The 20311-nt window shown below is 33.5% G+C and carries 12 protein-coding genes; 5 read left to right on the top strand and 7 right to left on the bottom strand.

Annotation, left to right across the window (positions count from 1 at the left end; translation table 11 throughout):
- Positions 1-76: 76 nt before the first annotated feature.
- Positions 77-1906 (top strand): ATP-dependent zinc metalloprotease FtsH, encoded by a 1830-nt coding sequence (gene ftsH, locus AAGD65_RS00635; protein ID WP_264682900.1) that lies wholly within the window; start codon positions 77-79, stop codon positions 1904-1906.
- Positions 1907-2030: 124 nt separating this feature from the next.
- On the opposite strand, the gene AAGD65_RS00640 is transcribed toward ftsH, so the two are convergent.
- A complete protein-coding gene (locus AAGD65_RS00640; RefSeq protein ID WP_341810939.1) occupies positions 2031-2981 on the bottom strand; it encodes a hypothetical protein in 951 nt (316 codons plus the stop codon).
- Between the two features lie 236 nt (positions 2982-3217).
- Between AAGD65_RS00640 and AAGD65_RS00645 the strand changes: the two genes are divergently transcribed.
- The 3 genes from AAGD65_RS00645 (at position 3218) to AAGD65_RS00655 (ending at position 6074) form a co-directional block, all read left to right on the top strand.
- On the top strand, positions 3218-3712 hold the full coding sequence (locus AAGD65_RS00645) for a hypothetical protein (RefSeq protein ID WP_264682903.1): 495 nt from the start codon (positions 3218-3220) through the stop codon (positions 3710-3712).
- Between the two features lie 284 nt (positions 3713-3996).
- Positions 3997-5244 carry a pyruvate dehydrogenase complex dihydrolipoamide acetyltransferase gene (locus AAGD65_RS00650; RefSeq protein WP_019236772.1) on the top strand — a complete coding sequence of 416 codons (1248 nt, stop codon included), beginning with the start codon at positions 3997-3999 and terminating at the stop codon, positions 5242-5244.
- A 68-nt stretch (positions 5245-5312) separates the two neighbouring features.
- Positions 5313-6074 (top strand): hypothetical protein, encoded by a 762-nt coding sequence (locus AAGD65_RS00655; RefSeq protein WP_010403294.1) that lies wholly within the window; start codon positions 5313-5315, stop codon positions 6072-6074.
- 99 nt (positions 6075-6173) lie between these two features.
- Here AAGD65_RS00655 and AAGD65_RS00660 read toward each other — a convergent pair whose 3' ends face one another.
- The 5 genes from AAGD65_RS00660 to AAGD65_RS00680 all read right to left on the bottom strand — a co-directional run bounded on the left by AAGD65_RS00660 (position 6174) and on the right by AAGD65_RS00680 (position 15379).
- Positions 6174-7919, bottom strand: coding sequence for a type I secretion system permease/ATPase (locus AAGD65_RS00660; RefSeq protein ID WP_341810940.1), 1746 nt, complete (start codon positions 7917-7919; stop codon positions 6174-6176).
- A 294-nt stretch (positions 7920-8213) separates the two neighbouring features.
- Positions 8214-11837, bottom strand: a complete 3624-nt coding sequence (locus AAGD65_RS00665; protein ID WP_341810941.1) for an ankyrin repeat domain-containing protein — start codon at positions 11835-11837, stop codon at positions 8214-8216.
- Positions 11838-11955: 118 nt separating this feature from the next.
- Positions 11956-12966, bottom strand: a complete 1011-nt coding sequence (tsaD, locus tag AAGD65_RS00670; protein WP_264682906.1) for a tRNA (adenosine(37)-N6)-threonylcarbamoyltransferase complex transferase subunit TsaD — start codon at positions 12964-12966, stop codon at positions 11956-11958.
- A gap of 71 nt (positions 12967-13037) precedes the next feature.
- Positions 13038-13775, bottom strand: coding sequence for a hypothetical protein (locus tag AAGD65_RS00675; protein ID WP_264682907.1), 738 nt, complete (start codon positions 13773-13775; stop codon positions 13038-13040).
- Positions 13776-13951: 176 nt separating this feature from the next.
- Complete coding sequence (locus tag AAGD65_RS00680; RefSeq protein WP_264682908.1) at positions 13952-15379, bottom strand: sensor histidine kinase; 1428 nt, start codon at positions 15377-15379, stop codon at positions 13952-13954.
- 64 nt (positions 15380-15443) lie between these two features.
- Here AAGD65_RS00680 and AAGD65_RS00685 point away from each other — a divergent pair, with 64 nt between their 5' ends.
- Positions 15444-16613 (top strand): aspartate aminotransferase family protein, encoded by a 1170-nt coding sequence (locus AAGD65_RS00685; RefSeq protein ID WP_264682909.1) that lies wholly within the window; start codon positions 15444-15446, stop codon positions 16611-16613.
- On the opposite strand, the gene AAGD65_RS00690 is transcribed toward AAGD65_RS00685, so the two are convergent.
- Entirely contained in the window at positions 16610-20260 is a 3651-nt protein-coding gene (locus AAGD65_RS00690) for a DEAD/DEAH box helicase (protein ID WP_341810942.1), read from the bottom strand. The genes AAGD65_RS00685 and AAGD65_RS00690 overlap by 4 nt on opposite strands.
- Positions 20261-20311 lie beyond the last annotated feature (51 nt).

The following is a 20311-nucleotide window of genomic DNA, read 5'->3' on the forward strand; positions in this document are numbered from 1 at the left end:
TAAGATTCGATTCATTATTAATAGCACGATAAAACAAAATTTGGTAAGCTTGATTAGTATTTAATTAGAAATGTAAATGAAAAAATTTTTAGAAGGCTTATTGATCTGGTTAGTGATTATTGTTCTTATTTCAGTTGCTTATATTCAATTTAGCGGAAGTATAGGTAAGAGTAAAACAACCATACCTTTTTCAGAATTTTTAACTAGACTAGAAGATAATGATATAGAAAATATTACAATAAGAAACCAAAGCATCGAAGGGAAGTTTAGGGATGGGTCAGCCTTTAACTCAAGTGGTGTTATATATAGTGACTTAATAAAAAGTTTGCATGATAGGAAAGTGAAGTTCTCCTTTTCAATTGGAGACTCTGCAATAGGTATAATTGGTGGATTACTTATTCAATGGGTTCCGACGCTTATCTTTATCGGTTTATTACTTTTCCTTTTTAAACAAACGCAAGCAGGAGGTAATAGAACTATAAGCTTTGGCAAATCAAAAGCTAGGCTTATGACTACTGGAAAAAAAGTGACATTTGATGATGTTGCTGGGATTGATGAAGCAAAAGAAGAGTTGGTTGAAATTGTTGATTTTCTTAAACAAAGGCAAAAATTTCAAGTGTTAGGTGGGAAGATACCAAAAGGATGCCTTTTAATTGGTTCCCCTGGAACTGGTAAAACTCTACTTGCTCGTGCAATTGCAGGTGAAGCTAATGTACCGTTTTTTAGTATTTCTGGATCTGATTTCGTTGAAATGTTTGTCGGTGTTGGTGCAAGCCGTGTCCGGGATATGTTTGATCAAGGTAAGAAAAATGCTCCTTGTATAATTTTCATAGACGAAATAGATGCAGTAGGTAGGCATCGCGGCATCGGTCTTGGTGGCGGTAACGACGAAAGGGAACAAACATTAAACCAGTTACTGGTTGAGATGGATGGTTTCGAGTCTAATGAAGGTGTGATAATAATTGCTGCAACTAACCGTCCAGACGTCCTAGATCCAGCACTACTTAGACCTGGTCGTTTTGACCGACAGATTACTATTTCTTTACCTGATATAAATGGGCGTGAGAGAATATTAAATACGCATATAAAGAAAATATCGATAGCACCAGATGTAAACGTAAAAACAGTTGCGAGGGGAACGCCAGGTTTTTCAGGGGCTGATCTAGCAAATTTAGTGAATGAGTCTGCGCTTATTGCTGCAAGAAGAAATAAGAAAATTGTTACCATGGATGATTTTGAGTATGCACGTGATAAAGTGATGATGGGCATGGAAAGAAGGTCCTTAGTCATTACAGAAGAAGAAAAAAAGCTTACTGCTTACCATGAAGCTGGTCATGCAGTAGTTGCAGTTAATATTCCTGCTTCTGATCCTATACACAAAGCAACAATTATTCCACGTGGTAGAGCACTCGGTTTAGTTATGAGACTACCAGAAACAGATAGAGTGTCCCTCACAAGAGAAAAGATGCTAGCAGATATAACTGTTGCAATGGGTGGACGTGTGGCAGAAGAGCTAATTTTTGGCTATGATAAAGTCACAAGCGGTGCATCTTCAGATATAAAACTAGCATCAGATTTATCACGTTCTATGGTGACAAAATGGGGAATGAGCGACAAAATAGGTCCGATCTATCATAATCGTGAACAAATCACACATGATTCTGAGACAATTTCTGAAGATACGTTAAGACTTATAGATGAGGAAGTAAAGAAAGTCGTATTTTCTTGCTATGAAAAAGCAAAAGACATTTTAACCAAGCGTAGGAAAGACTTGGAGCTCATTGCTGAAAATCTACTGGAGTTTGAAACTTTAACAGGAGATGAAATAAGAGACATATTAAGTGGAAAAAAAATTGTTAGAAATGAAAATGAAGGTAAGGAAGAGGTAAGGAGATCCTCTCTCTAATCAGATCTGGCTTTATTTAACCGCTAAAACAAAAATTTTTAATTAATTAGCTTAAGTTATAAGATCATAGTTAAGCCGATGTATTTTATAAATGGACTTTTTTGAACATTCTTCCAATTTTTTTCTAAATAACTCTTTGCCTATTTAAATAAGTATGTTCAGTATTAGAGCTTTCCAGACCGCTACTAGGAGAAAGATTAGGTTCTTGACCTTTAAACATCTCTATTAGCTTTAATACAGGAGCAGTTCCTGCTACAATAGCTCCTATAACAGCAGTAGCACCCATGATGAGAAGAATCGGTTCTGCAGTAGTGATTACACAAAGCTCAATACATAAACCAGCAATGACCATACCAACCATTATACCAATGAAAGCACCTACAATTATGGATGAAACTACACCAATTAATTGTCCTATTTTTGAACTAAGTGGTACTTCTCTTTCACGTCTAACAAAATTTGGCCGCATTCGCCTTCCCGCTCTTCTTCGTTCTCTCATTATTGTATATTCATCCCTATTTTCGGAGAGATTTAGTGATACTTCACTTGGCTGCATTTGTTCTCCTGGTCTTCTTATATTTTCACTCCTGTTTCCAGAGAGATTCAATGACGCTTCTCTTTCTCTAACAAAATTTGGCCGCATTTGTTGTTCTCTTGCCCTTCTTCGTTCTCTCATTATTATGTTTTCCTCAAAGAAGTTTAGTGGTACTTCTCTTTCACCTCTAATTCTAACATGATTTAGCTGTGCTTGTTCTACTAACAACCTTATTATACTTTCTATTTCATTTAGCGTTGCTCTTCCTCCAATATCCTTAATTGCCTTCTCAAATTTTAATAGCGACTTGTTATTTAGTCTGACATTATTCTGAGAATCACAAACAATAACCCAATCTAAAATTGGCTTTTTTTGACCACCATACTCTATATCATCATTAATGTGTTCCTTTAGTTTTTTAATTATCTCTACTGCTCTTGTTTCCATAGCTTCTATGGCGCTATCTTCACTTTCTATGAGTATATTGAAAACAATTCCTAATAACTCCTGTTGTAAATCCTTTCGTTCTTTAATATTCATAATTAGCCTCAACTTTTATATGCTATTTTGCCAAAATAATTTTACCAAATAAGTAATATATATACAATAATTCTCGTTTAAAAATTTTTTTACATTGGCCTATCTAAGTTATGTTTTAGGATGTAAAAGCTTCTTACTTTAATAATTTATTAAAGTAAACCATATATGGATTGCTATTTAGGAGCAGCTGTTGTACTTTAATCAGAAGGTACAGTAATGTAAGAAGGAGGTACTTTATGTCTTTAAAAAATGAAATTTCTGAGTTGATAGAGCAACAGCTTGGCATTAAATATCATGACAATTGCTTAGCTTACACTATCCATAATTCGGCTGTAGGTGAAATATCCGATTCTATTGCTCTTTGCATAGTTGGCTGTGGCGATTGTGAGATTAAGTATCAAGGTATTGCTAATTCATTTAACATAACGAAAGAAGAAATTAACCAAAGTAATATAGAAAGCATAAAAAATAAGATAGAAAGTGAAGCTAGAAAAGAAGGTAGTGAATTTTCCGAGTTGATTTCTAGAATGGATCAATCGCTGAAAGAACAAAGTGAAAAGTCTATTATACAGATTTTAAATTCATCTGCTGAAGAGATGTTAAGGAGTTTTTGTGGTAGTTCTATACAGAGAACAGAGGATAAAGAAGTTAGTCTGTCCTCTGCTTCACATGAAGAGCCTGCTACAGAAGATTCGGAAACTACTATTAATTCTGATCTTTTATCAATTTAACCAGCTCCTCATATAAATTTTTTCTGTACCCAAGCTATATGTTTGTGAGAGGATAGTAAGCACTACATTTTTCTATTTCCATTATAACAGATTCGTCTATTTTCATGATGATCTTACTATTTGTACTCTGTCTAGGACTAAGCAATAGAAATAGTAGGATAACAGTAGTCAACCAAGATTCCAGCATCACGTACTAGGATGATATAAGTATCATGATTTACGATTAGATTGACATAGGGTAAAGAGTAAATTAAAAATTAAATAGATCTTTTAATGCAGAATAAATGCCTATAGAAATATTGATGCCCGCTCTTTCCCCAACAATGAGTAAAACTGGAGGGAAAATTGTAAAGTGGTGTAAAAAAGAACAAGATAAAGTTGAAATAGGTGATGTAATCGCTGAAATTGAGACTGATAAAGCCATAATGGAGTTTGAATCTGTCGATGAAGGAGTTTTGGCAAAAATTTTAGTGTCGGAAGGAACAAGTGGCGTGCCTGTAAATCAACTGATAGCTCTAATGTTAGAGGAAGGGGAAGATAAAAGCGCACTTGATTTAGCTTCTGCCATCAATACCAAGGTTGAGAAGGAGGTTGAAGCCGATTTTTCAGTATCATCCAACCCTTCGATTTCATCTAGCTCTTCAATGTCATCCCAGTGCGTGACACTGGGATCTAAAAAAGAGGATAGAGCAACAGAAAATAGAATAAAAGTAAGCCCCTTAGCTAAAAAAATAGCTCAAAATGAAGGTGTTGATATAAAGCGATTAAAAGGTACAGGTCCATATGGTCGTATCATCAAAGCTGATGTATTAGAATTTTTAGATCAAACTAAAAGCTATGAGAGATTTGAGGAAAATACAACAGTTGAAGTAAGTAATATGCGCCAAGTGATAGCGCAGCGCCTAGTTGAATCTAAGCAAAATATTCCACACTTTTATTTAACTGTAGACTGCCACGTTGATAAGCTAATATCGCTCAAAAATGAGGTTAATTCAGCAAATGAGAACAATAAAGTAACAATTAATGACTTAATTATAAAAGCTGTGGCTTTCAGCATGAAAAAATTTCCTGACATAAACTCATCGTGGATAGATACTAAGATAGTAAAATATTCAAATATAGATATCTCAATTGCTGTAGCGCTTGAGGATGGACTTATTACTCCTATAGTAAAAAATGCTGATGAAAAAAGTGTTTTATCTATATCAAAAGAAGTGAAAGATTTAGTAAATAGAGCACGATCTGGAAAATTAAGGCCTGAAGAATTTCAAGGAGGAGGGTTTACCATTTCTAATTTAGGCATGTTTGGTATAAAAACTTTCAGTGCTATAATCAATCCACCACAGTCTTGCATTATGGCTGTCGGCGCATCTAAAAAACAACCAGTTGTCATAAGTGAAAAAATAGAGATAGCAGAGGTAATGACAGTTACTCTCTCTGTTGACCACAGAGCAGTTGATGGAGCACTCGGAGCAAAATTTTTAAATGCCTTTAAGTACTATATAGAAAACCCTACAGTGATGCTTCTGTAGCCTTATTAGCATAAAATTAATACCTCTTAGTTTATACTTTTGTTAGTTAATAGGTTTAGAGGTAAAATATGACTGATAAAAAGATAGAAAAACGTAGTATATCTTTTGATGCTACAAAATCAAAATTTTCAAACGATAGGTTTCAAATAGATTCCTCATCTAATGAGTCAATAGATACCATTGGTAAAAAATTTAAGTATGAAGTGAAACTTCCAGGTGTTATTCACACTACAACAAGAAAAAATAATGTTGGAAGCGGATTAAATGAGTTAGATCTAAGAAAGAAAAATGAAAACTCTTTCAAGACACCAATAAAGAATATTGAAGAATCAGATAGTAAGAGAAACCAAAGTCATTTGCTGTTTCAGGAGGACTCATTTCCAGAACTACCAGCATGTGCATATAAGCCAGCACTGCTGCCAAAACCATCAAAAGAAAAAATAAAGGAAGCTGTAGATAAAATGCGCAATAATAGAAAAGCTCATAATTCTGCAAGTGTTGAAAATGGTGTTAGTTCAGACAGGTTCAAAGTGCGCCCGTTCTTATGTAGTGATATAGATGGATATGTAGCTCCTGACAAACGTGACCGTAATCTAGAAAGGTGTAGGGTTACACATGATAGCAGTAAGCTTGAAGCACAAATGGAAAGAAAGCATGGGTTTCAATCAGATCCAAGTGTTAAGCATGTAAAGGCTGATACTGTAGTATGTTCTATTACTAAAGGTCATGACAAAAAAGGCGTTAAATCTGATGTCTCATATACACAAGAGCCTATATCAGAAATGTCTAAGGTCAATGTGAGAGAATTAGCAAATAGGTTCCGCGGCTAATCATTATTGGATTTTTCTAATAACAATTGCTTGAGATTTTATAAACTGTGCATATAGTACTCTATAAGAGAAAGAGAAGTGTGACAGCTTCTCTCTTTCTTAACCACTTGCTGAAGAACGTTTATCTTCTGTGGCATCTGGTGATGGAGCAACTAATCTGCTCAAAATCTCATCTTTTGGTCCCATATCATAAATAACACCATCTGACATGATAATCACTTTATCAACTACGGATAGTAACGGTAGCTTATGAGTGATGATAACAGTGGTAGTATTTTGCTCTCTTGCAACATTGATTGCATTAATCAAGCGCGCCTCTCCATTACTGTCTAAGTTAGCATTCGGTTCATCAAGCACTAAAAGCTTAGTATTACCATAAAAAGCCCTTGCAAGTCCAAGAAGCTGTTTTTGGCCACCAGAGAGTATTACTCCTCCAGGTCCTCCTATTGTTGTATCATACCCATTTGGTAAGCTCAGTATTAATTCATGTATTCCTGCAATTTTTGCTGCTTTGATTATTTCTTCAGGATTTGGATCTGGTCTCATGCGGGCAATATTAGCTTTAACGCTCGTGTTAAATAACTCAATATCTTGAGGTAAGTAACCAACATAATTACCAAAGTTTTCTTGATTCCAAGTATATACATCAGCACCATCTAGTCTGACTACACCTGATATGGGTTTCCAAACACCAACGGTTAGTTTTGCAATGGTCGACTTACCAGAAGCACTTGCACCAATAACACCAACAACATCCCCTGGTTCTATTACAAATGAGATTCCTTTTACTGTTGGCTTATTACTCCCATAAGGAGTAAAGAATACTCTATCAAATTCCAACTTCCCTTCAGGCTCTGGTAGAGCCATAGTTTGCTCTCTTTTTGGTGATGTTAGGATAAGTCTTTGCAGCCTACCATATGACATTTTGGCTTGATTTAAAAATTTCCAAGTATGAACTGCTGCATCAAATGGAGCCAATACTCTACCCATCAAAATTGAGGCAGAAATGATACTACCAGCAGTTTTGTGAGCTGTGATTGCGAGTAATGCACCTGTTCCAATTACTGAAATTTGGAGAGTTGAACGTAAAAATTTAGTAATACCAGTAATTACATTAGAACGATTCTGTGCTGTGACTTGCATTGCACGATTTTGATCATTCCGTTTACACCAATCAGAAACTATAAATTCTGACATACCCATAGCTTCAACCACCTCTGCATTTCGTGTTGCAACATCTATAGCATTAATATTACGTATAGTTTCTTCATTGGTTTCTCTCAATATACGCTTAGTAGCAAGTTCATTCCATACTGCCATTGAAACTAATATAATAATTCCGGCAATAGCTATAAACCCTGTAGAGGTATGTATCATAAAGATGAAAACAAGGTAAATTAACGACCATGGAGTATCAAATAGTGAAAATATACCATTTCCTGTAATGAAATTTTTTATTACCCCAAGATCTCGTATTGCTTCACCGCTGGAAGTTGAGCTCTGCACTGATGTTAGCCTAATTGACCTTACTATTAGGTCTGGTGTTGCAGTTTTATCAATCCAGTCGCCAATTTTTGCCATGGCTAAATATCGACAAGTTTCAAGCATTGCAGAACATGCAAACGCAGATAAAGTAATAATCGTCAGCATAACTAATGTTGATACACTCTCGCTCGATATCACTCGATCAAGTACCTGAGAAGTATAGAGTGGCAAAAATAACATCAACGCATTAATCCCTGAACTAAACCAGAAAATGAACCAAAACGCACTCTTGCATTTCTCTAGACAAGTGTATAGTATACTTTGCTTTAATTCTTTTTTTATTGATGGAGTAATTTCCACAATCTTCCTTTTAACTTAACTATATGCACCATATATAACTTTTATTTCAAAAGTATTAACAGTTATTGCCTTACCCTATCGTTAATATAATAAAATGTTAACATATGCGAATAGGAAAACATAAACTTTTTTATAGCAAGACTATCTAATTCCTTCTCTACTATAATCTTATACGATAGCCTTGCCAATTGTTCTATGTTTTCCTTATCTACTACTCAATGACAGTTTACTATAATGCTTACTATCACTCCTCTGAAAGTTGATGCTATCAGAGTCAGTGATTACAATCTGCATCTATTTTCCTCTTCCTATATGATCAGGAAGTATTAAATATTCCAATGATCTAGCTGTAATTGCTCTTTTTCTCACACAAGATGGACTTGAATATACCCTTGGTCTATATCTTTCGAATTTAAAACAGTCAACAGTAATCCCCTCCTCAAAGTTAGAAAGTATTAGAGATGGAGATTTACTAACTTCCTTATCACTTACAGGATTATTTGCACTACCATAACTCACATGACGCGCTGCACTATGATTGTTACCACACTCTTCTCTTGAGGTTGAATCGCTTGGATTAAAAGGAGTCGAAAATGTTGAATACCCATTGGTATCACCAAATCGTTTTATCAACCCACAGTTTTCTTCATTCATTTTTGTAATATTCTCTTGATTAGCACCTTCTGATAAGCTTGATGAAGCAATAAGATCTTCTTTTTTCTTACTAAAGATATTGCCTATTTTTAGCTTGTTTGCAACATTCTTGAATTTGTTTTTCGGAGCTTTTGGTTTAATTTCTGGATGCTCATTTATAGTAATTACACATGATGGATTATCTAACTTGTCCATTGTATTTTGTACTCTACTGTTGCGTCTTGAAAACAGACTAAGTTTTGCTGTTGAATCATTCAAAACAGGTGAACTTTTTCTACCTTCTAAAGACTTATTCGAACATGGTACTGCACTACCACCCCTACTCATTTTCTGAGGAGAAATATTGAGTTTGTCTTTACTCTCTAATCTAGTTTCATGCGTAAACTTGTAAAGTTCATTTTCCAATCGTGAAATATCTTCTGCATTCTTTATTAATAGTTCCAATATTGAGTTGTATTCCTCCAAATCATGATCCCCTACTTTTGTCTTAGCTAACTTTCCTGTAGCCTCTTCAATTCTGTTCATTTTTTCAGTATAGTTTTCTATCTTACGTTTAACAGGTTCTTTTTGACGGCCAATCACTAAGTTGTATAAGATAAGTAAAAATGATATCGAAGAAAATGCAATGGAAATCCAGGTAAAAATTTCTTCCTTTTCAGGTTCTGCATTATTATACTTAACGCAAACAGAAATAATCACACTTGATATTGACATGGCCAGATTATAGTAGTCTAGAAGCTTTTTGCTTCTTTCTTGATCTTCCATATTAAGTCTATCATATTTCCTTTTTTTGTTTTCCCTTATTTCATAAAAGAAATCTAAAAATAACCTCAAGATATTTGTGTCGCCATGTTTAAAAGCATAATCTAAAGCTGTTTTTTTTGCATTATCCTTTATATCAAAATTTATCTTCTTATTTACAGTTTTCTCTCCGGTGCTGATTGTTAGGTAGAATAAGGCTTTAATAGCTTTTTCCCTTAAGCGCTCATTTTGTTTACGCTTTTCTAAAACCAACTTTTTCAAAAATTGACCTTGCTTAAAATCCTCATTTATAGTTTTTTCAAAATCATTATCACTCATTACAAGATAGTGTAATGCTGTTCTTCCAGATTTAGATACAACATTTAACATTTTCTTATTATAGGGGTAATGATTATCTGTCATAAAATATTCTATTAACTCAGCATTAAGGCTCATGGCAGCTAAATGTAGAGGTATAAGCCCTTGACTGTTTGTGTTAAAAAGTGGTACTGTGTTCCTAATAATTGACTTAGCAATACTTTCAATAACATACTGAGAGAGTCCTATGTCGTCGGCAAGAGCAGCCATGTGTAACGGTGTATTGTCATTTTCATCATATAACACTTTGATGCTAGCAGCCACCTTTTTACCTACAAGTTCTTTTGACACAAATTCAAGACATTCCTTATTGCCGCTCAAAATAGCTGCAAATAACAACTTTTTTTGTGTATTTTGTTCTAAAAAAATACCCTTTGGGCTTTTTTTTACCAAATACTTAACGCATTCTACTCTTCCACTGAGGATAGATAAGTGTAGTAAAGTTTGTCCATCCTTATTTTTCTTACTTAATATTTCTCCCACTCTCTCTTTTTTAAAAAGGTGCTCAAGGCATGATTTATTACCAACACGTGCTGCCATATGAAAGACGGTGTCACCGTTGCTATTCTCACGCAAAACCTCTTGATAAACGTCAAATTTCTTCTCTTCCAACTTTTTTTCTATCATGCTTAAAAACGATAAATCAAGTTGGGCAGCAAAATGTAAAGGGGTGTTTCCTTCATTATTACTCTTATTTACTTGCATGCTTCTGTCTATTAATAGACTCACACATTTTTTTCTTAGTTCTGTTTCTGTATTACTCGATAGAGCTAAGTGTAGGGCCACATTTCCTTTGCGTGTTTCTGTGCTTAAATCGTAATCAGGAAATTTATTGAGTAAAAATGTTAGACAATCATACTTCCCGTACATTGCAGCTAAATGTACAAGATCTCTTCCATACTCACCTTTGGATTGAAGTATGCTATTTCCTATATTTTCATAAAATAGCTCTATACAATATGTATTACCATGTATAATAGCAATATGTAAGGGGGTGTTACCTTGTTTATTCTGAACAATTTTTGCACCTGATTTAATAAACAATTCTATTAGCTGTTTATTTCCATGTTTTGCAGCTATATGCAATGGGGTGTTACCATCTACATTTTCTTGATTAATTTTACTTTTTAGTCTACCTAAAAATTTTAGATGCTCTATAAGAAAATTTATGGCATTTTCTTGAGTTTCTGAGTTACCTGCAATCTTATGAAAAGGATTCTCATTATATTTATTTTTTAAAAATTGTACTTGATTATCAATGAAGAATTTTATGCACTCAGCATTTCCAGATTGCACAGCATAGTGTAATGCGTTATTTCCATATTTATCTGTTTTAATTTTCTCCCTATCAAAAATTCCTTTTGCTGTCAATATTTCTTTTAAATATTCTAGGAGGTTAGGACTTCCGCTTCTGGCAGCATAGTGTAACTCAGTTTTATTATTGGTAGTGCAACTAAAATCTGCTTCATTTTCTATGAGAATTTTCAAGCATTCTTTATTGCCAGATTTAGCCGCATAGTGTAGTAGTGTTTTGCCATCTCTATCTTTATTCCTTAATGCTTCTTCAATGTCAAAATTAGAATTTTCTATCACAAAACGTAAAATATCTTCTTTACCCAACTCAGCTAAATAATGTAGAAGTGTTTTATCATTACTATCTGCAAAATTCTCCAGTTTTGTAATCAATTCTTTCTTCATACCAAGAATTAGAGATACAGCCATTTTAATATCACAATCCCTATTTTTCTTTTGTTGTCTTTCCCTAATTCTTTCAATAGCCACTGTTAATAGCGAAGAACCATCATTACTTATTATATTCCATCCATCTTGACAAAATTTTTCAGCTAATGAATCACTTATATTTTCTTTTAAAATCTTGCTTTTTATATAATCAAGATTATTAGTACATATATTATAGTTTTCTTCTTGAGTTACTTTATTAATATAATCATATATGATTATTAGGTCTTGCTTATTGACTTTATCTTCTGAATTGCCTTGTAATAAAGAGAGGTCTATCTCACTAATTGCTCTGGCCATACCAATGGTTCCCGCAGTAAATAAACCTGAACTGAGTGTCTTTGCGCTTGTACTAGATTTAGCTTTGAAAACATTAGTAACTGTGTCAAATTTATTTTTGAACATACTGTACCTCATAAATAATAATGCCGGTAGTGAATAAGGCTTTAGTAGATACCACTGTAATTTTTAAGCCTACAAAAATTCACCAGCGGCCGCATTATATAATAGATAATTTTTTGTGCTAGTAATATTTTTCTAATTCCCACTTTGGCCTTGGTGCAAAGTCAAGAGAGTCTACATAGTTTCTCTGTAACCTTTCAATTCCTGTCCATCCAATCATCACTGCATTGTCTGTACATAAATTGCTTGGAGGAGAAAGCACGTTCAAGTCTATGTGCTTTTTTAATCTCTCTTTCAGGAAATTATTTGCTGCAACTCCACCAGTAATTACAAAATCATTGATTTTAATATTTAAAGATACAGCGATACCAATAGCATTTCTGACTCTATCGAGTAATATGTCGCTAATACACTCTTGAAACGAAGCACACATATCACACACATCCTGTTCACTCATTACAAATTCTCGTGCTAAGTTTTTTACCGCTGTTTTAATTCCAGAAAATGAAAAGTCACATCCAGAACGTTTTATCATTGCTCTTGGCAGCTTAAATCTCATACCATCACCTTTTTTAGCTAATTTTTCAATCAACGGACCTCCTGGATAGCTTAGACCCAGTGTCTTAGCGACTTTGTCAAATGCTTCTCCTAATGAGTCATCAAGCGTTTCTCCAAGTTTGATGTATTTACCTACATCCTGTGCAATTAAAAATTGGCAGTGACCACCTGATATCAGCAGGACTAAAAACGGAAATTCAACCTCATACAGTAGCCTAACAACTAACGCATGTGCTTCTAAGTGATTAACTGCAATAAACGGTTTTTGTGCTGCATGTGCAATTGCTTTAGCCATCATTGTACCAACTATTAATCCACCTATGAGTCCTGGTCCTGATGTTGCTGCAATTGCATCTAGATTACAAAAGTTAAGGTTGGATTTTTCCATAGCATTTTTTATTAGACCGCTTAAATGCTTCATATGAGCACGTGATGCTATTTCAGGTATTACTCCGCCACATTTTTTATGCTCTGTTTGAGAAAGAATTTCGTGAGCAAGGACTTGCTTATTACTATTTACAATTGCTGCTGCAGTTTCATCACAGCTTGTTTCAACAGCTAATATAGTTTTCATATATATTTGAACTCTTTAATTGTGAGAACTATAACTTGAAATGTTGAAGAAGTGAACTTTGTTCTGTTAAGCTAATTATCATCTCCAAATATAGAACCAATTTTTTTACTCCCAGAGGAAAATTTATTAGTCCAACTGCTTTGTACTTTGTTTATATCTTTAAAGGCAGTTTTATTGCTATACTCCTTTACTTCTTTATCTATTATCTTCATTATTTGTGGATCCAGGCATCTCTTTTTCCATTGGTTAGTAGCAAGAAATACTTTATTTAAATCTTGAGTGCGAATCAGATATTCTTTATCTTTAGGATAAACTTCCTGAGCCCAAGCGAACAGCTCAAAATAGCGTGCAAATAATTCAGATGCGCGTGATTTTGCAGTTTGATAAGCTTGTATCTCTTTAAATATGACTTGACCGATAATTTTCTGTACAAGAATATTTGACTGCTTTAAGTTCTGCTCAATATCCTGATAAACTTTATGGAGAAATTCCTGCTCTAAGCTTAAGTTCAGCTCATTTTCAACCATATGTGAAAGTTCATGTACTATTATGTAAGGATTTGACCTTCTTAGCACAATAACATACTTATTTAAACCAAAGGATCGAATGGTCTTACACACTCCCTCTTCCATATCCAATAATCCTTCTTGGTATATTTCAAATGAGAGTCTATTTTGCTTTATTAGTGACAAAGTGAGGTTTAATGTATTTCTAAACTTCTCAAATTGATAGAGATATTTGACATATTGTATTACGTTTTCACTATTTCCTACTTGAGTTGCTTGTTTTATTAACTTCCTGATTAGCATGCTTCATTATTAAAGGAATTTTCTTTATGCTCAAGAATTATAAAGTGTTTTCAGGAAGTATAGCTAAAAAAGTTTAATTTACTTACATTCCGCTACTTATTATTAGCCAAGAGGTATCACGTCAGTATGACTTAGGAATGTACTAGATATAAAAGTGCAATATCAAATATATTTTACTAAAAATCAATCAACTTTTCACATGTTTGCTCTTCATAAAAGAAGCTCAATGTTATCGTAGTACCAAGTTTTGCTTCACTTTGAATGTTGAAAGTCCCACCCATTAACTCTACTAATTTCTTGCTTAGAGGTAATCCGATACCTGTGCCTTCGTTTCTATATCCCGAATCTGCTTGGCCAAAAACGGACATAACTTTATATATGTCCTGCTGCATTATCCCTATTCCATTATCATGAAACTCAATAGTTAATAAATTTTTTTCTATATTCTCTTTAATAATCATTCTTATTAAACCACCTTGAGGAGTGAACTTGATTGCATTTGATAACAAATTTATTATAACTTGCTTCATTCTTTTGGGATCGGCGATAACTAATAATTGTTTATCAGATATCTCTTTCTTTAAACTAATACCTGTTTCTTTTAGTTTAGGTGATAACATTTTTAAGCACGAATCTATTATCTTATTCAGATTAAACTTCACTTTCTCTACTGTTAAACTACTTGATTCAGCTTTAGAAAAATCGAGCACATCATTAATCAAAGCAAGTAAATGTGTACCAGCATTATATATATCGTCTACGTATTCCTTGTATTTAGAGTGATCTACCGAACCTAAAGTTTCATTTTTGATCAACTTTGCAAATCCAATAATAGCATTAAGAGGTGTACGCAACTCATGTGTAACACTTGCAAAAAATTTTATCTTATTTGCATTTTCTTGCTCTAATGCCTCTTTAACCCTTTGTAATTCAATATTAGTTTTATGCTGCTTGGCTAGCATTTGGGTGTTGGAAAAGTGCAAATAAAGCATTATTAGTATTAAGATAACCAGTAATAAGCCAATTAATATTGAAAATAGACTATATACCATAATATAAGAGTCATTATAGCTTTGAATGATCTTCAAAAAAAATGAAGGCTTAATGTCATCTTCATGAAATATAGGGAAAGTAGAAGTTAATGTATTTCCTGTAGCGTAAAATATTTCTTGATTGCTTAGCAATTTATCAATTTCATCATTTGTAAGCAACTGCTCATAGTCATGACCTTGAGTATTAAAATTACTGAAAATTACTCTGGCATTTTGATCATACAGTATTAAGCTAAAATTTCTTACTTTGCTTACTGATTGTAACAATTCAGCACGCAATTTTACCAACTGGTTTATGTAATCAAAACTGTTATATTTAATATGATGTTTTTCTATTAGTAAATAATGATATTTTTTTATTATACTATTTTCCAATAGATCTTTTAAGTTTGCATTTGAATTACGGTAAAAAGAAAGAAAATTATTCTTTAGTGAATAATTGCGGTATATTGTGCCCAATAAAACCACAAAAATTAATAAGAATAGCGAGATAATTTTTGTATATCTATTTGTTTTTAGTGTAGTAAACATTAATTTACTTAATTTATACATATTCTTCTCATTGTGAAATAACGTCTTTTATGGTATTAATAAAAAATTAGCATATCATACTTTTATGACAATTTCTCCTATCTTGCCAGTTTATTCTCCTATTAACATAAATTTTTCTTATGGCAAAGGTATTTACTTGTATGATATCGATAATAAGCGCTATATAGATTTTCACTCTGGAATAGCTGTTAGCAGTTTAGGTCATGCCAACCCACGATTAACTGATGTCCTAAAATTACAAGGAGAAAAACTATGGCATATATCAAATACCTATAATATATCTACTGCCAACAAATTTGCAGAAAATTTAATAAACAACAGCTTTGCTAATACTGTATTTTTTGCAAATTCTGGATCAGAAGCAGTGGAATGTGGACTTAAAATCGCTAGGGCCTATCAAAATGGAAAAGGTAATAAAAATCGCTATAGAATTCTAACATTTCATGGTGCATTTCATGGAAGGACATTTTTAACTTGTGCAACAAACGATAGACAGAAATTTTCTGAATTACTGAATCCTTATATTGACTGGTGTGATAACATAGAGCCCAATATTGAGAGTGTAAAGAAAGCAATTTCTAATGGCATAGGTGTTATATTAATAGAACCAATACAGGGACAAGGTGGTATTAAAGTAATGAGTGAAGTCTTCATGAAAGAGCTAAGAGAACTATGTAACGAAAACGACATACTGCTATTTTTTGATTGCGTTCAGTGCGGTGCTGGCAGGACAGGAAAGTTATTTGCATATGAACACATAGGAATTAAGCCTGACATATGTGCTCTTGCAAAAGGAATAGGAGGAGGTTTCCCTCTGGGGGCTTGTCTTGCAACTGAAAAGGTTGCTAAGTACATGGCGGTCGGTATGCATGGTTCTACTTTTGGTGGTAATCCACTTGCAACTTCAGTAGGTAATGCTGTATTGGATGAATTGCTCAGCCCTGGCTTCTTAGAAAATGTTGAAGTTAGAGGTAAGTCTTTAAAAAACAAACTAGAGGACTTAGCAAGCAAGTTTCCAATGATAGAAGAAGTGAGAGGAAAAGGGTTGATGCTAGGAATAAAAGTAAAAATGAATAACCAAAAATTTGCAGAAGAGCTAAGTCACCGTGGTTTACTTACTGTTGGAGTAACATCAGATAATGTTCTAAGAATCTTGCCTCCACTCATTATCACTGAAAAAGAGATTGATGAAGGCATTGAAATTCTCACTCAGTATTTATCTGAAAAGTTCTAGTTAAAAACTAAACCTTCCTGCTCACTAGTTGTTGGCTGTATCAAAATTGCAGATAAAGCAGTAGCTACAACTTTATCAGCTACTTCATTTGTACACTTTGCCTTTTCCTGTTCTCTTATCAGTGTAAGCTCATTTATATCACTTAGTGAGTCAAATTTTGTTATATCCTCAAATATAAACGATTGCACGATGTCTTTCGGAATATTGAAAAAAGCCGAGTTACCAAGCGATAATGTCATATCTAACAAACTTTTCATTGGGCCGTTTCTCAAAACACATTTAGACAGTTCTCCTAAAAGAATTGGCACTCCAAAAGTAAAAAATGCTCCTCTCACTAAATAGGTTGTTATTTCATATAACAATGCACCACACAAGAGTGCCAGTGGTCCAAATACTATAAAACCGCAAAGTAAAGGCAATGGCATGGTCTGACCTGATGATATTCTACCTATAAGCTCCATTGAAATTATAAACCCAATAAGTAACATAGCTCTACCTAGATATGTCCTTTCTTTAGAGCGTTTGTTAAAGTTTTTCTCACGTAACTTAGAAAAATCATTGTTAACTCTGACTTCAAAAATATTATGGTTGATTTTTAATTTTAGCTCTAAGTCCTCTATTCCATGATGCCACTTATGACACCTTACAATTTCATCAATTATCGTACTAACTTGATTATTGATTTTGTATAATTTGCTTTCTTGATATAAGTTGCCTTGATAATATTTTTCTCTCAAGTCTACACAATTTAAATTCTTTAAATCACATAAAAAATCTTTGATTTCTTGTGCCATTTTATTAGCATCATCTTTGTAGCCTACAGCTTTCAAAATTGTTACCAAGTGTTTATTTTCAATTTGAGCAATTGTTCTATCTAATGCACGTATATATTGCTTGGATTGAAAATATGAGATGATTTTTTCTTTACATCTATCCTCATTGCCTTCGTACAAACTATTTCTTTTGAAACTGCTGTCATGTTCTTTGGCAATTTCTAATGCATGAACCAATACATTTTGCGCCTTCACACTACTTTCACAGTGACAGTTTCTGATTATGTGTACATACGCTCTTGCACTGGTATCTCCAGATTTATCTATATTGTACGCTTTAGCCAAAAAGACTAAATAGTCAAACCCTGCCCAAAGATAATACATTACCTTTGTTATAGCACTCCCCACAGAAAATAAAGCTGAGCGTGTGCAAGATAATTTACCGTTGTTTTTAATTCTGTTCTCATATGAACAAAGGTATGCCTCTGTACTTTTTAAAATCCTATGTAAATCTTGTTCTGTCTTTTTGACATCAAAATCATTTATATCATGAACTTTTTCATACGTTTCTTTTATCAAATCACTAGAAAACTTCTTCAGAGCTGAATCATCAATATTTCCTAATGCATCAATATTTTTACTAATATAGATTTCTATTTTTCTTCCAAGTTCTTCTCCCATTCTATTTTTTAGCAACTTATTGTATTTATTAGTAGCTGGAAACAAAACTTTCTGACAAAATTTCTGTGGTTCGTTTTTAAAATTTGCTAAGATCTTATTCACAAATAGCTCAACTTCTTCACCTGCAGCAGCGAAAAACCATGATTGTCTGCTCTCATTACGCTCTCTATTTCTTCCAAGATTCTGTAGGGCTTCAGATGGATTATTGAACTGACTAACCGAATCTGCAAATATTGATGCAACATGATTATATTCACTATCAAATCCACGACCTTTCGATCCATCTATAACCGTTGTCAACGCATATTTAGCCAATGAATCAAAATCTCTTTTTTCATAATCACAATAAAGAGTTCGATATCCACCTATCTGATTACGTATTATCGCTGAAAAGGGTCTATTTTCTCCAATACCAAGATCATTTTTCCCAATTCCTGCAAAGATACATTTATTTTGTTTGCAGAAATCAATGAGACTATGTAGTATACCTTCCTCTCTTTCCATGAGGTCATGGAGCTCTTTGCTTAAGCGCCAATTATCAACTATTAAGCTGCATTGCTCATTATCACTTTTACTCAATGCTTCAATTACTGTCTTTATTTGCGGTAAGAGCTCATCTCTAGCAAATTGCTCACTAAAGCCTTTTCTCTCTAGGTAGCTTATAATATTGTTATCATTAGTGGTGCTAACATTCTTTTTAACATCTTCTATCAATTCACTCAAACCTTCTCTTCTTTTTTTATCTAAAGTAATATTATCACACTTCATTAAATATGAGAGAGTAAGATCGATCATTGAATGCATTACTCTATATTTTAGATATTCAGCAGTACTACTGAAATCCACCTTTTCTTTTAATTCAGATATCTGCTCTTCTGTCAGACTAGGATGTTGCTTTTTAACGCAGCTTATAAAGTTCGCTTCGCGTAACTTGAGCCTATAGTCTTGATAAGATATCCCTTCAGGCTGAAATTTATTATACACTTCATAACGTGTACTACCTTCATATACTAAATTATCTCTACCCTGCAACGCAAAGTTAAGATTAACTATACTATTTACATCATCAGCTAAAAGCAGAGCACTTTCTCCAATTGGGCTTTGCACATTCCATCTTATAGAAGTTAATAAATCATCGGTATCAACAAGCTTATTGTAATTAAAAACTTCTTCGCTCTCTTCAACATACTCATGAGCTGGGCTCGATTTTTCTCTAGTAAATAAGCTACGCACGTTAGCAAGAAATCTAGAAAGCAGTTCTTTTGACTCTACACCAGTTGCTTTAGTTAGTACCCACCAAATTGGCAACATTACTATACCAAATATAAACATAGAAATTGTATAATATAAGTTTCCAATCAAAGCAGAATACAGCCAATAATCTGAAGTTAGACCAATTACAGCAGCAACATTACTATTTATAACAGGAAATAATGTAATCATAGGTATTATAGTAACAGCAATATTCACTACAAATGCTAGAGTGAAATTTGTTCTCCTATTGGTTTTTGCAATAACACTTGCTGTTTCGATGGCGTTTGCAATACAACGTCTACTCAATCTTGTCGGGCTGATAACTTTTCCGCATCTATTTAAAATCCTTCTCTTTGGTGTTGCAGTGAGGTAAGTCGTAGGATATTTCTCATCAAGCTTGCACATGTTCTCAAAATCCTGCTGCTTGTTAATACTGTCTGCTTCATCAACACTAATCCACAACTTGGTATTTTGGTCTTTAAATTTACGATCATTTTCTTGCTGTAATAACAGGTCATGTGTCACTATAATTGTTGTAGGTTTAGTTGCCTTCAGTGCATTTTTAATTTCCTCAGCAGTTTTAGGTGTCCTAATGTTTACAGTAAATGCACTACTCATCATTTTTTTAGCTTGGTTTACTAGATCACTGCTTGGTACTGCAACAAGATGATGAAATCCTGCTTGGGCTAGTACATGACTCAGTATTCCAATGTCGTAAGTCTTACCAAATCCAGTTTCTGCATCGATCATAACATTACAGTTAGTAGTAGAAGGGTTGCGTAGATGTTCTAATACCCCTTCAACAACAGGTTTACGACGTGCTACTATTATAGATTCCTTTGTATCATCAAGTTTTATAGATTCACCTTTTAGCTTGCAGTTGATTTTTTCTAAGCTACTTATAATACTTTGCTTTTCTTGATTACTGATAGAACTCACACATTACCCGCTATAATTATTACAATATTAATTGTATGTTAATTCAGTAAA

Source organism: Wolbachia endosymbiont (group B) of Chesias legatella, from assembly GCF_964026945.1.
GTDB lineage: Bacteria > Pseudomonadota > Alphaproteobacteria > Rickettsiales > Anaplasmataceae > Wolbachia.